Source organism: Pseudomonas sp. EMN2, from assembly GCF_009650555.1.
GTDB classification, from domain to species: Bacteria; Pseudomonadota; Gammaproteobacteria; order Pseudomonadales; family Pseudomonadaceae; genus Aquipseudomonas; species Aquipseudomonas sichuanensis.
The window spans coordinates 1-16,803 of the sequence record NZ_VZZR01000060.1; the positions used below are offsets into that span (position 1 = coordinate 1).

Annotated in this window: 15 protein-coding genes and 1 pseudogene; 14 read left to right on the forward strand and 2 right to left on the reverse strand. The window is 65.5% G+C overall.

Annotated features, from left to right (window positions below; translation table 11 throughout):
• Positions 1-642: 642 nt before the first annotated feature.
• The 13 genes and pseudogenes from F6X61_RS27295 to F6X61_RS18410 all read left to right on the forward strand — a co-directional run.
• A pseudogene (locus F6X61_RS27295) lies at positions 643-1,096 on the forward strand (RHS repeat-associated core domain-containing protein); the annotation flags it as partial.
• Positions 1,088-1,549 carry a hypothetical protein gene (locus F6X61_RS27010; RefSeq protein WP_178125847.1) on the forward strand — a complete coding sequence of 154 codons (462 nt, stop codon included), beginning with the start codon at positions 1,088-1,090 and terminating at the stop codon, positions 1,547-1,549. The pseudogene F6X61_RS27295 and the gene F6X61_RS27010, both read left to right, overlap by 9 nt.
• A 253-nt stretch (positions 1,550-1,802) precedes the next feature.
• A complete protein-coding gene (benA, locus tag F6X61_RS18360) occupies positions 1,803-3,161 on the forward strand; it encodes a benzoate 1,2-dioxygenase large subunit (RefSeq protein WP_153787808.1) in 1,359 nt (452 codons plus the stop codon).
• Positions 3,158-3,643 (forward strand): benzoate 1,2-dioxygenase small subunit, encoded by a 486-nt coding sequence (gene benB / locus F6X61_RS18365; protein WP_153787809.1) that lies wholly within the window; start codon positions 3,158-3,160, stop codon positions 3,641-3,643. Before benA ends, benB begins: the two co-directional genes overlap by 4 nt.
• A gap of 80 nt (positions 3,644-3,723) precedes the next feature.
• Positions 3,724-4,722, forward strand: coding sequence for a benzoate 1,2-dioxygenase electron transfer component BenC (benC, locus tag F6X61_RS18370; protein ID WP_256671381.1), 999 nt, complete (start codon positions 3,724-3,726; stop codon positions 4,720-4,722).
• Positions 4,723-4,871: 149 nt separating this feature from the next.
• Positions 4,872-5,633 carry a 1,6-dihydroxycyclohexa-2,4-diene-1-carboxylate dehydrogenase gene (locus tag F6X61_RS18375; protein ID WP_153787810.1) on the forward strand — a complete coding sequence of 254 codons (762 nt, stop codon included), beginning with the start codon at positions 4,872-4,874 and terminating at the stop codon, positions 5,631-5,633.
• A 56-nt stretch (positions 5,634-5,689) separates the two neighbouring features.
• Complete coding sequence (locus F6X61_RS18380) at positions 5,690-7,042, forward strand: aromatic acid/H+ symport family MFS transporter (RefSeq protein WP_153787811.1); 1,353 nt, start codon at positions 5,690-5,692, stop codon at positions 7,040-7,042.
• Between the two features lie 29 nt (positions 7,043-7,071).
• Positions 7,072-8,196, forward strand: coding sequence for a muconate cycloisomerase family protein (locus F6X61_RS18385; RefSeq protein WP_153787812.1), 1,125 nt, complete (start codon positions 7,072-7,074; stop codon positions 8,194-8,196).
• Between the two features lie 132 nt (positions 8,197-8,328).
• Complete coding sequence (catC, locus tag F6X61_RS18390) at positions 8,329-8,619, forward strand: muconolactone Delta-isomerase (RefSeq protein WP_110994971.1); 291 nt, start codon at positions 8,329-8,331, stop codon at positions 8,617-8,619.
• A 33-nt stretch (positions 8,620-8,652) separates the two neighbouring features.
• Positions 8,653-9,579, forward strand: a complete 927-nt coding sequence (gene catA / locus F6X61_RS18395; RefSeq protein ID WP_153787813.1) for a catechol 1,2-dioxygenase — start codon at positions 8,653-8,655, stop codon at positions 9,577-9,579.
• A gap of 89 nt (positions 9,580-9,668) precedes the next feature.
• Positions 9,669-10,871: a benzoate/H(+) symporter BenE family transporter gene (locus F6X61_RS18400; RefSeq protein WP_153787814.1), complete on the forward strand. Its 1,203-nt coding sequence runs from the start codon at positions 9,669-9,671 to the stop codon at positions 10,869-10,871.
• Positions 10,872-10,933: 62 nt separating this feature from the next.
• Positions 10,934-12,184, forward strand: a complete 1,251-nt coding sequence (locus F6X61_RS18405) for an OprD family porin (protein ID WP_153787815.1) — start codon at positions 10,934-10,936, stop codon at positions 12,182-12,184.
• A gap of 154 nt (positions 12,185-12,338) precedes the next feature.
• On the forward strand, positions 12,339-13,475 hold the full coding sequence (locus F6X61_RS18410; protein WP_153787816.1) for a glycerate kinase: 1,137 nt from the start codon (positions 12,339-12,341) through the stop codon (positions 13,473-13,475).
• A gap of 21 nt (positions 13,476-13,496) precedes the next feature.
• On the opposite strand, the gene F6X61_RS18415 is transcribed toward F6X61_RS18410, so the two are convergent.
• Positions 13,497-14,507 carry an aldo/keto reductase gene (locus F6X61_RS18415; protein WP_153787817.1) on the reverse strand — a complete coding sequence of 337 codons (1,011 nt, stop codon included), beginning with the start codon at positions 14,505-14,507 and terminating at the stop codon, positions 13,497-13,499.
• 146 nt (positions 14,508-14,653) lie between these two features.
• On the opposite strand from F6X61_RS18415, the gene F6X61_RS18420 reads away from it, so the two are divergent.
• Entirely contained in the window at positions 14,654-15,097 is a 444-nt protein-coding gene (locus tag F6X61_RS18420) for an anti-virulence regulator CigR family protein (protein WP_153787818.1), read from the forward strand.
• A gap of 1 nt (position 15,098) precedes the next feature.
• Here the strand turns inward: F6X61_RS18420 and F6X61_RS18425 are convergent, their stop codons facing one another.
• A complete protein-coding gene (locus F6X61_RS18425) occupies positions 15,099-16,631 on the reverse strand; it encodes an FAD-dependent oxidoreductase (RefSeq protein WP_153787819.1) in 1,533 nt (510 codons plus the stop codon).
• Positions 16,632-16,803 lie beyond the last annotated feature (172 nt).

Sequence of the window (16,803 nt, forward strand, 5' to 3'; positions counted from 1 at the left end):
GGCGGCTTCGGGGGTGAGGTCGGGGGAGATGGACAGGTAAGGGAAGAAACGGGGTGGGTCGGGGACGATCTTTTTCATAGGTGTATCTCTTGTGCTGGCTCAGGGAGGCACCACCCCAGGCAATTCTCACAAAGCGAAGGGTGGCAGCCGTGAACGGGGTGAGAATCCGGGGCACAAGAAACCCGGTCAGACCGAAGTCTGCCCGCACACGGCTGCCATGAAAGAGAGGCCGAATTTCTTGAAGCTTCGGGATTCTCACACCCCGGTCACCAAATGTGGCGACCGGGTGAAGTTAGCCCTGAGGGATTTCCCCGACAACGCAGCAACTTCCGGCAGGCGCCTAGGATAGTTCCCAAGCCTTCTGGGCTGAAGCATTTGGTTGCAGGTTCGGAAATGTCTTACGGGTTTGGTGGTATGCCTTGGGAGGGCCTGGCTGGCTACTGCGTGAGGGCGGCCAGGTGCCAGGCGAAAGGTTTGCAGCGCTCTTGAGGTGGAGCGCCGACCGTCACCTGCCCCAATACCTCCCAGACGGCTGGACAGAATGACCGCCGCTTGTGCCTGTCCACCTGACAATTCTGCCAGTTGCGGACCTGTCGGCCGTGGCTCACCTTTCTACTGGATACGGATGAGAAGGAGGTTGTCATGCCAGCGCCAGGCCAACAGCTGTTTTTCTATTCCCCGGAAGGCTTCTGCTTGGTCAAGCAGGGCGTAACGGGCTACTCGGCGTTGTTTCGCGCAGCCGGGCAGGCACTGGCTCAGCATGGGGAGGGGCGCGTCGAGTTTGGCGCAGCCGATCACCATGGTTCGGTGCTTCGGCTGCTGGGGCGCGATGCCCCCTGCGTGATGGCCTATACAGCCCACGGGCACGTCGGCGCTGACTCCTGCAAGTCATTGTTACGTTTTAATGGGCAGCGCAAGGAAACCGTCACCGGGCACTACTTGCTGGGGGATGGATACCGCGCATTCACCCCGGTACTGATGCGGTTCGTGGCGCCTGACAGCCTGAGCGCCGTTCGGCGCCGGCGGGATCAACGCCTATGGATATTGCGGGGGGGATCCCGTCAACAGGGTTGATCCGGATGGGCATATGTTCAAGGTGCCATTTGGCAATAGGCCCAGTCCTTCTCCCCCAGTGACGCTAATTAGCGTGAAGATGGCCGATTTTGACTCACCCCACATGACCCAATCTAATGCGAACCGGATTCTCTCCGCTCGGTTGCAGAGGCATAAGGAGGCTCAACTTCAGTATCAGCAAAGCTATAAGGGAGGGCTGGCCTATCTCAGAGAGGGTACCGGTACGATAGTCGAAAACATCAGTCAGGCTGGAGTGGCGTCTTTCAAAGAGCATGTTTTTGTCGAGGGGGTGGCTGTCAGTCTGACCCGGGATTATGCGACTCGCTCGCGAAATCCAAATTTCACGGTGTTGTTCAAAAAAACAGTGGGCCTGGAGCGTGCCATCAAGTCCGTGCTGCCAGCCGACGCCAATAAGTCGCCCACTGAAAAATGGCCGCTCAATGTGGAGAACCAAAACACCCGCACCGATGGATAACACTCTGCGCAATCTGGAGTCCAGTGCACGCTTTCAAGCCTTTTCGCGGGTAAACACGCTCCCACAGGACGGCGCCGGCCTTGCAATCGGCTCAATCCCTGTGGGAGCGGGTTTACCCGCGAAAGGGCCAGTACAGACGACACGAAACCCTGCCTGCACAATTCGGATAGCACTCTGCACGATCTGGATATCTGCGCCCCCACCCAGGGCATAACCTGACCCGGCCTGAACAATAACAATGGAGGCCCTGGCCATGTCCCTGGGATTCGACTACCTCAATGCCATGCTCGAAGATGACCGGGAAAAGGGCGTCTATCGTTGCAAGCGTGAAATGTTCACCGACCCGCGCCTGTTCGACCTGGAGATGAAGCACATCTTCGAGGGCAACTGGATCTACCTGGCCCACGAAAGCCAGATCCCCGAAAACAACGACTTCCTCACCCTGACCATGGGGCGCCAGCCGATCTTCATCGCGCGCAACAAGGACGGGGTGCTCAACGCCTTCCTCAACGCCTGCAGCCACCGCGGCGCCATGCTGTGCCGGCACAAGCGCGGCAACCGGTCCAGCTATACCTGCCCGTTCCACGGCTGGACCTTCAACAACAGCGGCAAGCTGCTCAAGGTCAAGGACCCGAGCAACGCCGGCTACCCCGACAGCTTCAACTGCGACGGCTCCCACGACCTGACCAAGGTGGCGCGTTTCGAGTCGTACCGGGGCTTTCTGTTCGGCAGCCTGAACGCCGACGTGAAACCCTTGGTCGAGCACCTGGGCGAGTCGGCGAAGATCATCGACATGATCGTCGACCAGTCCCCCGAGGGCCTGGAAGTGCTGCGCGGCGCCAGCTCCTACATCTACGAAGGCAACTGGAAGCTCACCGCCGAAAACGGCGCCGACGGCTACCACGTCAGCTCCGTGCACTGGAACTACGCCGCCACCCAGAACCAGCGCAAGCAGCGCGAAGCGGGCGACGAGATCAAGACCATGAGCGCCGGCGCCTGGGCCAAGCAGGGCGGTGGTTTCTACAGCTTCGACCACGGCCACCTACTGCTGTGGACCCGCTGGGCCAACCCCGAGGATCGCCCGGCCTACGAGCGCCGCGACCAGCTGGCTGCCGATTTCGGCCAGGCCCGCGCCGACTGGATGATCGAGAACTCGCGCAACCTGTGCCTGTACCCGAACGTGTACCTGATGGATCAGTTCAGCTCGCAGATCCGCATCGCCCGGCCGATTTCGGTGAACAAGACCGAGATCACCATCTACTGCATCGCGCCCAAGGGCGAGAGCGCCGATGCCCGGGCCAAGCGCATCCGCCAGTACGAGGACTTCTTCAACGTCAGTGGCATGGCCACCCCGGATGACCTGGAAGAGTTCCGCTCCTGCCAGACCGGCTACGGCGGCGGCACCGGCTGGAACGACATGTCCCGCGGCGCGCAGCACTGGGTCGAAGGTGCCGACGAGGCGGCCAAGGAGATCGAACTCGAACCGCTGCTGTCGGGCGTGCGCACCGAGGACGAAGGCTTGTTCGTGCTGCAACACAAGTACTGGCAGGACACCATGATCCAGGCGTTGAAAGACGAACAGCAACTGATCCCCGTGGAGGCCGTGCAATGAGCCTGCATGACACCGTGCGCGACTTCCTCTACCGCGAAGCGCGCTACCTGGACGATGCCCAGTGGGACCAGTGGCTGGAGCTGTACAGCAGCGATGCGACCTTCTGGATGCCGTCCTGGGATGACGACGACACCCTGACCGAAGACCCGCAGAGCGAGATCTCGCTGATCTGGTACGGCAATCGCGGCGGCCTCGAGGACCGGGTATTCCGCATCAAGACCGAGCGCTCCAGCGCCACCGTGCCGGACACCCGCACCTCGCACAACATCAGCAACATCGAGATCGTCGCGCAGGCCGAGGGCAGCTGCCAGGTGCGCTTCAACTGGCACACCCTGAGCTTTCGCTACAAGACCACCGACAGCTACTTCGGCACCAGCTTCTACACCCTCGACCTGCGCGGCGAGCAGCCGCTGATCAGGCACAAGAAGGTGGTGCTGAAGAACGACTACGTCCGTCAGGTCATCGACATCTACCACATCTGATCCACCCGGCAGAGCCTGTCGGTGTGCCCCACGGCGCGCCGCGGCCAGGCTCGCCCGTGAGGTGCACCATGAGCTACTAGATCGCACTGAATTTCGAAGACGGGGTCACCCGTTTCATCGAGGCCGACGGCACTGAAACCGTGGCCGATGCCGCCTACCGTCAGGGCATCAACATTCCGCTGGATTGCCGCGACGGCGCCTGCGGCACCTGTAAATGCAAGGCCGAATCGGGCCGTTACGACCTGGGCGACAACTTCATCGAGGACGCCCTGAGCGAGGAGGAAATCGCCCAGGGCTACGTGCTCACCTGCCAGATGCGCGCCGAAAGCGACTGCGTGGTACGCATCCCGGCCTCGTCGCAGCTGTGCAAGATCGAGCAGGCCAGCTTCGAGGCGGCCATCAGCGATGTGCGCCAGCTGTCGGCCAGCACCATTGCCTTGTCGATCAAGGGCGAGGCTCTGAGCCGCCTGGCGTTCCTGCCCGGGCAGTACGTCAACCTCAAGGTGCCGGGCAGCGAGCAGAGCCGCGCCTATTCGTTCAGCTCGCTGCCCAGGGACGGCGAAGTCAGCTTCCTGATCCGCAACGTACCGGGCGGGCTGATGAGCAGCTTCCTCACCCAGCTGGCCAAGGCTGGCGACAGCATGAGCCTGGCCGGCCCGCTGGGCAGTTTCTACCTGCGGCCGATCCAGCGTCCCTTGCTGCTGCTGGCCGGCGGTACGGGCCTCGCGCCATTCACCGCGATGCTGGAGAAGATCGCCGAGCAGGGCAGCGAGCACCCCTTGCACCTGATCTACGGCGTGACCAACGACTTCGACCTGGTCGAGCTGGACCGCCTGCAGGCCCTGGCCGCGCGCATCCCCAACTTCACCTACAGCGCCTGCGTGGCCAACCCGGACAGCCAGTATCCGCAGAAGGGTTACGTGACCCAGCACATCGAGCCGCGCCACCTCAACGAAGGCGATGTGGATGTGTACCTGTGCGGCCCGCCGCCGATGGTCGAGGCGGTTAGCCAGTACATCCGCGAACAGGGCATTACTCCGGCCAACTTCTACTACGAGAAGTTCGCCGCAGCGGCCTGAGGCTTTTACGGGGCTGCCCGCATCGTGCGGGTGAGGGTGGCCTCTTTTTATTCACACAGGGATTTCGGTCTCGTGGGAGCGGGCTTGCCCCGCGATAGCAATCGCGGGGCAAGCCCGCTCCCACGGCGCCGACGCTTTGGAGAATGAGCATGAACAACCGATTCCACAACAAAGTCGCCCTGGTCACCGGCGCCGCCCAAGGCATCGGCCGCGCCGTGTGCTGGCGGCTCAAGGCCGAAGGCGCGCAGGTGGTGGCGGTGGACCGCTCCGAGCTGGTCCATGAGCTGGCCGGCGAGGGCATGCTGACCCTCACCGCCGACCTCGAGCAACACGACGACTGCGCCAAGGTCATGGCCCGCGCCGTGGAAACCTTCGGCCGCCTCGACATCCTCATCAACAACGTCGGCGGCACCATCTGGGCCAAGCCCTTCGAACACTACGACGTGCAGCAGATCGAGGCCGAAGTGCGCCGCTCGCTGTTCCCCACCCTGTGGTGCTGCCACGCCGCCTTGCCCTACATGCTCGAACGCGGCAGCGGCGCCATCGTCAACGTCTCGTCCATCGCCACCCGTGGTGTCAACCGCGTGCCCTACGGCGCGGCCAAGGGTGGCGTCAACGCGCTCACCGCGTGCCTGGCCTTCGAAACCGCCGAGCGCGGCATCCGCGTCAACGCCACCGCCCCCGGCGGCACCGAGGCACCGCCCCGGCGTATCCCGCGCAACCAGGCCGAGCAGAGCGCGCAGGAGAAAGGCTGGTACCAGCAGATCGTCGACCAGACCGTCGCAAGCAGCCTGATGAAGCGCTACGGCAGCCTCGACGAACAGGTCGGCGCCATCCTCTTCCTGGCCTCCGACGAGGCCTCGTACATCACCGGCGTAACCCTGCCGGTGGGCGGTGGCGACCTCGGCTGACGGCCGCCCCGGCAAGGTTTTCTCTTCACACAACAAAAACAAAAGAGACAGATGCCATGCGAACACTCGACGTGCACCCGATCATCGACAACGCCCGCTTCAGCCCCTTCCACTGGATGGTCATGGCCTGGTGTGGCCTGCTGCTGATCTTCGACGGCTACGACCTGTTCATCTACGGCGTGGTCCTGCCGACCATCATGAAAGAGTGGGGCCTGACCCCGCTGCAGGCCGGTGCCCTGGGCAGCTACGCGCTGTTCGGCATGATGTTCGGCGCCTTGGTGTTCGGCAGCCTGGCCGACCGTATCGGGCGCAAGAAGGGTATTGCCATCTGTTTCGCGCTGTTCTCCGGGGCCACCATCCTCAACGGCTTCGCCAGCAGCCCCAGCGAATTTGGCATCTACCGCTTCTTCGCCGGGCTCGGCTGCGGCGGGCTGATGCCCAACGCCGTGGCGCTGATGAACGAATACGCGCCCAAGCGCCTGCGCAGCACCCTGGTGGCGATCATGTTCAGCGGCTACTCGCTGGGCGGCATGCTCTCGGCCGGGGTCGGTATCTTCCTGCTTCCGCGTTTCGGCTGGGAATCGATGTTCTTCGCCGCCGCCGTGCCGCTGCTGTTGCTGCCGGTGATCCTCTACTACCTGCCCGAATCCATCGGCTTCCTGGTGCGCCAGGGCCGCATGGACGAAGCCCGCATGTTGCTCAAACGCGTTGATCCGAATTGCGACGTCACCCTCGAAGACACTCTCAGCGTGGGAGCGGCGGTGCGCCGATGCGACTTGCCCCGCGATAAGGCCAGCACGCTCACCTCGGTCCTCAAACTGTTCCAGAACGGCCTGGCCATCCGCACCCTGGCCCTGTGGCTGGCGTTCTTCTGCTGCCTGCTGATGGTCTACGCACTGAGCTCGTGGCTGCCGAAACTCATGGCCAACGCCGGCTACAGCCTGGGCTCGAGCCTGTCGTTCCTGCTGGTGCTGAACTTCGGCGGCATGGCCGGGGCAATCCTCGGTGGCTGGCTGGGCGACCGCTACAACCTGGTCAAGGTCAAGGTGGCGTTCTTCATCGCCGCCGCGCTGTCGATCAGCCTGCTGGGGGTCAACAGCCCGATGCCGGTGCTGTACCTGCTGATCTTCATCGCCGGCGCCACCACCATCGGCACGCAGATCCTGCTGTACGCCGGCGCCGCCCAACTGTACGGCCTGTCGGTGCGCTCCACCGGCCTGGGCTGGGCCTCCGGGATCGGGCGCAACGGTGCCATCGTCGGCCCGCTGCTCGGTGGCGCGCTGATGGGCATCAACCTGCCGCTGCAACTCAATTTCATCGCCTTCGCCATCCCCGGCGCGATCGCCGCGCTGGCCATGGCCGTGCACCTGGCCAGTGGCCGGCGCCAGGCCCTGGCGGCGACGGCCTGACCTTTAACTGACTGAACTGGAGTCTTGGCATGACAAGCCCGACCATCGACCGGCTGGAGGCGATCATCGTCGACCTGCCGACCATCCGCCCGCACAAGCTGGCCATGCACACCATGCAGCAGCAGACCCTGGTGATCCTGCGCCTGCGCTGCAGCGACGGCGTGGAGGGCATCGGCGAAGCCACCACCATCGGTGGCCTGGCCTACGGCTACGAAAGCCCGGAAGGCATCAAGGCCAATATCGATGCCTACCTGGCGCCGGCGCTGGTCGGCATGGCCGCCGACAACATCAACGCCGCCATGCTCAAGCTCGACAAGCTGGCCAAGGGCAACACCTTCGCCAAGTCCGGCATCGAAAGCGCCTTGCTCGACGCCCAGGGCAAGCGCCTGGGCCTGCCGGTCAGCGAGCTGCTCGGTGGCCGCGTGCGCGACAGCCTGGAAGTGGCCTGGACCCTGGCCAGCGGCGACACCGCCCGCGATATCGCCGAGGCCGAGCACATGCTGGACATCCGCCGGCACCGGGTGTTCAAGCTGAAGATCGGCGCCAACCCTGTGGAGCACGACCTCAAGCACGTGGTGGCGATCAAGCGCGAGCTGGGCGAGCGCGCCAGCGTACGCGTCGACGTCAACCAGTACTGGGACGAATCTCAGGCCATCCGCGCCTGCCAGGTGCTGGGCGACAACGGCATCGACCTGATCGAGCAGCCGATCTCGCGCATCAACCGTGGCGGGCAGGTCCGCCTGAACCAGCGCAGCCCGGCGCCGATCATGGCCGACGAGTCCATCGAAAGTGTCGAGGACGCCTTCAGCCTGGCCGCCGACGGTGCGGCCAGCATCTTCGCCCTGAAAATCGCCAAGAACGGCGGCCCGCGCGCCGTGCTGCGCACCGCGCAGATCGCCGAAGCGGCCGGTATCGCCCTGTATGGCGGGACCATGCTCGAAGGCAGCGTGGGCACCCTGGCCTCGGCCCATGCCTTCCTGACCCTTCGCCAGCTGACCTGGGGCACCGAGTTGTTCGGGCCGCTGCTGCTGACCGAAGAGATCGTCAACCAGCCGCCGGTGTACCGCGACTTTCAACTGCACGTCCCAAGCACCCCCGGCCTGGGCTTGACCCTGGACGAGGCGCAGCTTGCGCGCTTCGCCCGCCGTAGCTGAAGCAGCACTTAATCCCTGTGGGAGCGGGCTTGCCCCGCGAAGCAGGCACCGCGCTAGATGGCACGGGCTTCGCCCGTGTTCGCGGGGCAAGCCCGCTCCCACAGAAGCAACGACTGACGTAAGGAGAACACCATGCTGTTCCACGTAAAGATGACCGTAAAACTGCCGGTCGACATGGACCCGGCCAAGGCCGCGCAACTCAAGGCCGACGAAAAGCAGCTGGCCCAGCGCCTGCAGCGCGACGGTACCTGGCGCCACCTGTGGCGCATCGCCGGGCACTACGCCAACTACAGCGTGTTCGACGTGCCCAGCGTCGAGGCGCTGCACGACACCCTGATGCAGCTGCCGCTGTTCCCCTACATGGACATCGAGGTCGCCGGCCTGTGCCGCCATCCCTCGTCGGTCCACAGCGACGACCGCTGAAAACCCCACAAGAACAATTCGAGGTACCAGATCATGACCGTGAAGATCGCCCACACCCCTGATGTGCAGAAATTCTTCGAACAAGCCGCAGGCTTTGGCAACGACGAAGGCAGCCCGCGCCTCAAGCGCATCGTCCAGCGCGTGTTGCAGGACACCGCGCGGCTGATCGAGGACCTGGAGGTCAGCGAGGACGAGTTCTGGCTCGCCGTCGACTACCTCAACCGCCTGGGTGGTCGCGGCGAAGCCGGGCTGCTGGTGGCCGGGCTTGGCATCGAGCACTTCCTCGACCTGCTGCAGGACGCCAAGGATGCCGAGCTGGGCCTGACCGGCGGCACCCCGCGCACCATCGAAGGCCCGCTGTACGTGGCTGGTGCACCGCTGGCCCAGGCCGTGGTGCGCATGGACGATGGCAGCGAGGAGGGCGTGGCCACGGTGATGTACCTCGAAGGCCAGGTGCGCGGCCCCGATGGCCAGCCGTTGGCCGGGGCCACGGTGGACCTGTGGCATGCCAACACCCGCGGCACCTATTCGTTCTTCGACCAGAGCCAGTCCGAGTACAACCTGCGCCGGCGCATCGTCACCGACGCCGAGGGCCGCTACCGTGCGCGCTCCATCGTGCCGTCCGGCTATGGCTGCGACCCCCAGGGGCCGACCCAGGAGTGCCTGGACCTGCTCGGCCGCCACGGCCAGCGCCCGGCGCACATCCATTTCTTCATCTCGGCGCCGGGGCACCGGCATCTGACCACGCAGATCAACCTGGCTGGCGACAAGTACCTGTGGGACGACTTCGCCTATGCCACCCGGGATGGCTTGGTGGGGGAGATCACCTTCCGCGAGGACGGGGCGCGGGGCGTGACGGGGCGCTATGCCGAGATGCAGTTCGATTTCCAATTGCAGAAGGCGCATGACAGCGACGCCGAACAGCGCAGCGGGCGGCCGCGGGCGTTGCAAGAGGCCTGAGCCAGCAATCGCGGGGCAAGCCCGCTCCCACGCCGTGGGAGCGGGCTTGCCCCGCGATAGATCACCACCTGATCCCCGCGAGAAATCCCATGAAAACCCTGTTCAAGGATTGCTCCCTGTCCGCCGTCGTGGCCGGCTGCATCGCCACGCTGATTTCCTACGCCGGCCCCTTGGTGATCATCTTCCACGCCGCCGAAGCCGCCGGCCTGTCCCACGGCCAGTTGTCCTCCTGGGTGTGGGCGGTGTCCATGGGCAGCGCTTTGCTGGGGGGCTTGCTGAGCCTGCGCTACCGGGTGCCGGTGGTGATCGCCTGGTCGATACCGGGCTCGGCGCTGCTGGTCACCGCCTTGCCGCACCTTGGCCTCGCGCAGGCGATCGGCGCCTACCTCGTGGCCAATGCGGTGCTGCTGCTGATCGGCATCAGTGGCGCTTTTGACCGTCTGATCGCCCGGCTGCCCGGTTCCATCGCCGCCGGCATGCAGGCCGGGATCCTGTTCAGCTTCGGCATCGAGGTGTTCCGCGCCTTGCCGGTGCAGCCGCTGTTGGTGCTGGCGATGTTCGTCACCTACGTGCTGATGCGCCGGGTGCAACCGCGCTATGCGGTGGCGGCGGTATTGACCGTGGGCGCCCTGGTGACCGTGGCCAGTGGCGAGTTTCGCGGCAGCGAACTGGTGCTGGCCCTGGCCACGCCGCAATGGACCACGCCGCAATTCAGCCTGGCCGCGACCTTCAGCCTGGCGTTGCCGCTGGTGCTGGTGGCGCTGACCGGGCAGTTCATGCCGGGCATGGCGGTGCTGCGCAATGCCGGCTACCGCACAGAGGCCAGCCCGCTGATCAGCGCCAGTGCCCTGGGCGGCCTGCTGTTGGCACCGTTCGGTTGCCACGGGCTGAACCTGGCGGCGGTCACCGCCAGCCTTTGCACTGGCCGCGAGGCCCATGAAGACCCATGTAGACGCTACGTGGCAGCGGTCGCGGGCAGTGCGCTGTACCTGCTGCTGGGCATTGCCGGGGCCACCTTGCTGTCGCTGTTCGCCGCGTTCCCCGCCGCCTTGATCGCCGTGCTTGCGGGCCTGGCCCTGTACGGCGCGATCAGCGAGGCCCTGGCGCGCAGCCTGACCGAGCCCGGCGAGCGCGATGCCGGGCTGTTCACCTTCCTGGTCACCGCTTCAGGCGTGACTTTCCTTGGGCTGTCAGCGGCGTTCTGGGGGCTGCTGTTCGGCCTGCTCGCCCACGCGCTGGTCAGCCTGCGCCGGCCACGGCTGCGCGCCGCCACTGCTGAACAGGAGACCTGAGCCACCCATCACGTTCTGGTTCTGCGCTTTATCACATAACAACAAGATCAGAGAGCTTCGGAATGAACCAAACCCCTTGCGTCGCCATCGGCCTGAGCCTGCTCAGCCAACCACTGTGGGCTGCCGACGGCGGCTTCTTCGAGGATGCCAAGGCCAGCCTCAGTGCCCGCAACTATTACTTCAGCCGCGATTACTCGGACATCGTCGGCGCCAACCAGCAGTCCAAGGCCGAGGAGTGGGCCCAGGGCTTCATCCTCGACTTCAAGTCCGGCTACACGCCGGGCCCCGTCGGCTTCGGTGTCGACGCATTGGGCCTGCTCGGCATCCGCCTGGACAGCAGCCCCGACCGGGTCAACACCGGCCTGCTGCCGGTGCACGGCGATGGTCGCGCAGCCAGTGAATACAGCCGCATCGCGCCGACTTTCAAGGCGCGGCTGTCGAAGACAGAGCTGCGCGCGGGCGAACTGCAGCCCAACCTGCCGGTGTTGACCTTCAGCGATATCCGCCTGCTGCCACCGACCTACCAGGGCGTGAGCCTGAGCTCCAGCGAGCTCGATGGGCTGACCCTGCAGGCCGGCCACCTCAGCTCGACCCACCTGCGCAACGAAGCCGGCGACGGCAAGCTCAACGCCATGCTCGGCCATGTGCCGATGCGCCAGGCCGAGAGCGATGCGTTCAACTATGTCGGCGGCGACTACGCGTTCAATGCCAACCTGAGCAGCCTGAGCCTGTGGCACGGGCAATTGGAAGACATCTACCGGCAGAGCTTCGTGGGCTTGAAGCACAGCAAACCGTTGGGGGACTGGGTGCTCAGTGCCAACCTGGGTTACTTCACTGCCCGCGAAGACGGCGATGCGCTGTTGGGTGATATCGACAACCAGGCATTCTTTTCGATGTTCACCGCCAAGCGTGGCGGGCACAGCTTCGGTGCCGGTTACCAGGCCATTTACGGCGACAGCCCGTTCCCGCGGGTGTTCGCCAACATCAGCCCGCTGGGTAACGAAGTGCCGACCTACGAGTTCGCCTATACCGACGAGCGTTCGTACCAGCTGCGCTACGACTACAACTTCGCGGCCATGGGGATCCCGGGGTTGACGGCCACGGTGCGCTATATCACCGGTGACAATGTCGATACCGGCAAGGGCTTCGAGGGGCGTGACCGCGAGCGGGATATCGATTTGGGGTATGCGGTGCAGAGCGGGGTGCTCAAGGGGTTGGGGATCCGGGTGCGCAATGCCATGGCGCGGTCCAATTATCGCAGTGATATCGATGAGAACCGGTTGATCCTGATGTACACCTGGCAATTGTTCTGACGTTCGATTCAAGAGTGCCGGGGCCGCTGTGCGGCCCCAGCATTGCCTGGGAAGGCATCCGCCCAAACAACCCACTCCCGCTTTTGTGCATCCGACAGAGGCCCCCCCATCACACAACTGTCAGCATGCAAGGCATAAGCACAGGAGCCGCCCCATGAAAGTCGTCATTGCCCCCGATTCGTTCAAGGACAGCCTCGACGCTGCCGGCGTCGCCCGCGCCATCGCCAGCGGCCTGGCCGCCGTGTGGCCGCAGGCCACCTTGGTGCAGTGCCCGATGGCTGACGGCGGCGAGGGCACGATGGAGGCCATCGTCGCCGCCAGCCACGGCGAACAGCGCCGCCAGGTGGTGCGCGGCCCGCTGGGCACCAATGTCGAAGCCAGCTGGGGCTGGCTGCCCGAAAGCCGCACTGCCGTGATCGAGATGGCCCAGGCCAGTGGCATCCAGCTGGTCCCCAACGCCCAGCGCGATGCCTGCCGCAGCAGCACCTGGGGCACCGGCGAGCTGGTCGCCGCTGCCTTGGCGGCCGGTGCCCGGCGCATTGTCCTGGCCATCGGCGGCAGCGCCACCAACGATGGCGGCAGCGGCATGCTGCGCGCCCTTGGCCTGCGCCTGCTGGATGCTCAAGGCCAAGCGCTGGCCGAAGGCGGCCTGGCCCTGACGCAACTGGCCCGCATCGATGCCAGCGGCCTCGACCCACGCCTGGCGCACGTGCAGGTGGAGGTGGCCGCCGATGTCGACAATCCGCTGTGCGGCGCCAATGGCGCATCGGCGATCTTCGGCCCGCAGAAGGGCGCCAGCCCCGAGCAGGTGCAGGCGCTGGACCAGGCACTGGGCCATTTCGCCGACCAATGCGCGCAGTTGCTGGGCAAGGATGTACGTGACCAGCCGGGCAGCGGCGCGGCCGGCGGCATGGGCTTCGCGGCCAAGGCCTTCATGGGCGCGCAGTTTCGCCCGGGTGTCGAGGTGGTGGCTGAGTTGGCACAGCTGGATACGCTGGTGCAGGGCGCCGACCTGGTGATCACCGGCGAGGGGCGTTTCGATGCGCAAACCCTGCGTGGCAAGACCCCCATGGGTGTCGCACGGGTCGCCAAACGCCATGGCGTGCCTGTTGTGGTGCTGGCCGGCACCTTGGGCGCGGGCTATGAGCAGCTGTATGCCCACGGCATCGACGCTGCGTTTGCCCTGGCCAGCGGGCCGATGAGTCTGGAGCAGGCCTGTGCCGACGCAGGCAATCTGCTCAAGGCGCGGGCAAGGGACGTTGCCCGGCTGTGGCAGGTGGCGCGGCGCTGAGCCGCACCACCCCGGCAGCACTCAGGCGCGCGGCAGGCGCCCGCTGACGAAGTGCGCCACATCGTTGAACCCCGGCGTTGAGGCATGCCCCGGGGTTACCAGCGAATCGATGAAGGCTTCGTCTTCGGCGCTGATCTTCACCTCCAGGGCCCCGGCGTAGGTGTCCCACTGCGCCTCGGTGCGCGGGCCGACGATGGCCGAGCTGACCAGGCGGTTGTTCAGCACCCAGGCAATCGCGAACTCGACGATGCCCACCCCCTTGGCCTCGGTGTAGGCGTGGATCTTCTGGGCGATGCCCAGCGACTCCTGGCGCCATTCCACTTCCATGATTCGCTTGTCCTGGCGCCCGGCACGGCTGCCGGCGTCCGGCACCGAGCCCGGGGCATACTTGCCGCTGAGCACGCCACGGGCCAGCGGGCTGAACGGCACCACGCCCAGGCCATGGTAGGCCGCTGCGGTCAGCTGTTCAGGCTCGGCCTGGCGGTTGACGATGTTGTACAGCGGCTGGCTGACCACCGGCTTGGCCACGCCAAGTTTGTCGGCGACGTTGCAGATCTCGGCGATGCGCCAGCCGCGGAAGTTGGACACGCCCCAGTAGCGGATCTTGCCTTGCGCCAGCAGGTCGCCGATGGCGCGCACGGTTTCCTCCAGCGGCACGCTGTGGTCTTCGCGGTGCAGGTAGTAGATGTCCAGGTAGTCGGTGCCCATGCGCGTGAGCGTGGCTTCGATGGCGTTGAACAGGTGCTTGCGCGACAGACCGCTGCGGTTGGGCACACCGTCCACCGGGCCATAGCCGGCCTTGGAGGCGACGATCCACTCCTGGCGGTTGCGCGCCACCGCCTCGCCGACGATCTCCTCGGAACGCCCGCCGTTGTACACATCGGCGGTGTCGACGAAGTTGATGCCCTGGTCCCAGGCCTTGTCGATGATGCGCAGGGCGTCTTCGGTGCTGGTCTGTTCACCGAACATCATGCTGCCGAGGGTGAGGGCCGAGACTTGCAGGCCACTGTGGCCGAGGGGGCGGTAGATCATTGCCAGGAATCCTTTACGTGCGATGTGGGTCAGGTGGTTTTACACACAACCCCGGCACTTTGAAAGGTGCAGGTGCCAGCCTTGCCCTGGTGCGCGGGTTGGTCGATGCTTGTCGGTGTGCCAATCGATCACCAGGGAGCAGGCCCATGAAGTCGCAGCGGATCATCGCCGTCGTCACCAGTCTTGTCATGCTCGGTACTTCGCCGCTGCTGCTGGCGGACCCCGGCAATGGCCAGGGCAAAGGCAACGCCCATGGCCAGCAGCACGATAAAGCCGGCAAGGGCAAACCAGACAAAGCGGGCAATGCCTACCACGGCGGGCCCCAGGTGGATATCGGCGGGGTGCGGATCACCCTTGACCGCCACCGTGACTACTGGGCACCGGCGGCGCCGTTGCCGCCAGGTATCCAGAAAAACCTCGCCCGCGGCAAGCCGCTACCTCCAGGGATAGCCAAGAAACTCGACGGCAGGCTGCTGGGCCAACTGCCCCATTACGATGGCTATGACTGGCTCCAGGCGGGGGCCGACCTGATCCTGGTGGCTGCTGCCACTGGCTTGATCTACGAGGTGCTGCACGGCGCGCTGGACTGAGTCAGTCTGGCCAGGCATCGATCAGTTCCCGGGCCTCGCGGCTGGACAACGGCCGTTTCAGCCGTTGCGACAGCACCGCCATGGCCCGCGCATAACCCTTGGCGACCACCGCCTCGACCTGGTCGTCGATGCATTGCAGGGCGATGAAATCGCCGTGCTCGGGCTCACCGACATACTCGATGCGGTTCCACTGGCGCCCATGCCCGAGCACCTCGAGGGTGCGCCCATGCTGGTAGGTCCAGAAGAACGGCACATCGTCGTAGCGGCGCCGTTCGCCGAGCATGTTGGCGGCAGCGATCACCCCGTGTTGCTGGGCCAGGCGCCAGTGCTCGATGCGCACCGGGCGCCCGGCGAGGGGGAAGGTGGCGATATCGCCGGCTGCCCACAGGCCTTCGGCGGCTTGCAGATGGGCGTCGACCTGCACCGAGCGGTCTTCGCCCAGTTGCAGGCCCTGGAGGCACCCGGTAGCCGGCGTGACGCCCGTGCCCAGCAGCACCAAGGGGGTGGCCAGGCGCTCGCCGTTGGCGAGGATCACGGCCTCGACCCGCTCAGCACCTTCGAAAGCGGTCACCTCGGTGGGGCCATGGAACACCACCCCTTTGCGCTCATGCAGCTCGCGCAGGCTGAGGCCGATGCGCTCGCCCAGCTGTTTTGCCAGCGGTACCGCATGGCGGGTCACCACATGCACCTGCAGGCCGTACTTGCGCAGTGCCGAAGCCGCTTCCAGGCCGATGAAGCCATCGCCGACGATCACCACCGGCTGGCCGGGCTCGGCCAGGTCGAGCAGGCGCGCGGCATCCTCGCGCGAGCGCAGCACGCAGATGCCGGGCAATTGCACACCGGGCAGTTCGGGGCGCTTGGGCTTGCCGCCAGTGGCCAGCAGGGCCGCGTCGTACTTCAGGCGCTTGCCATCGGCGAGGACGATCTCGCGGCTGGCCACGTTCAGGCTGCGCACCTTGCCGTGCAGGCGCTGCAACGGTTTTTGGCGCAGCACGTCGGGCTCCAGCAGCGTCGGCACTTCGTCCGGCGCCATTTGCCCGGCGATGACAAATTTGCTCAGGGCGGTGCGATCGTAGGCGTTGGGCTGTTCCTGATCGACCCACACCAGGCGCCCGCCGAAGCCATGATCGAGCAGGGTGGCCACGGCCGCTGAACCGGCAGCCCCGGCACCGACCACCACGAACACCCGTGCATCGCTGTGGCGGGGCGTTGCCGCCTGGGGCACGGCCTGATCGTCGACCCAGACCTGGTCGCCCTTGATCTGCACGGGGTAGCGGCGCAGGCCGATCAGCGCGGGCGGTTCGCACACCGCACCCTCATCCACGGCAAATGCAGCTTTGTGCCAGGGGCAAACCAGCAGGCCGCCGCACACCACGCCTTCATCCAGCGGCGCGCCTTCATGGGGGCAGTTGCCCTGGTAGGCGCGCACCTGATCGCCATGGCGAACCAGGATGACCTCTTCGGTCCCGGCCTGAACGCGCAGGGGGCGCTGTTGATCGAGTTGGGCGAGGGTGGCCACGGGGTGCAGGGGCATGGGCGTTCTCCGCAGGGCTTGGTAACCATTTGACGCCTGGCCTGGGTGGGTCATGCGGCAAGCCGACGACCGGGCAGATGGTTACAATTGTTCACATGAATATCAAATGAGACCAAATTGACTCATTCAGTGTGCCTGAGTACCATTCGCGCCGTTTTCAATCAAAAGCTCG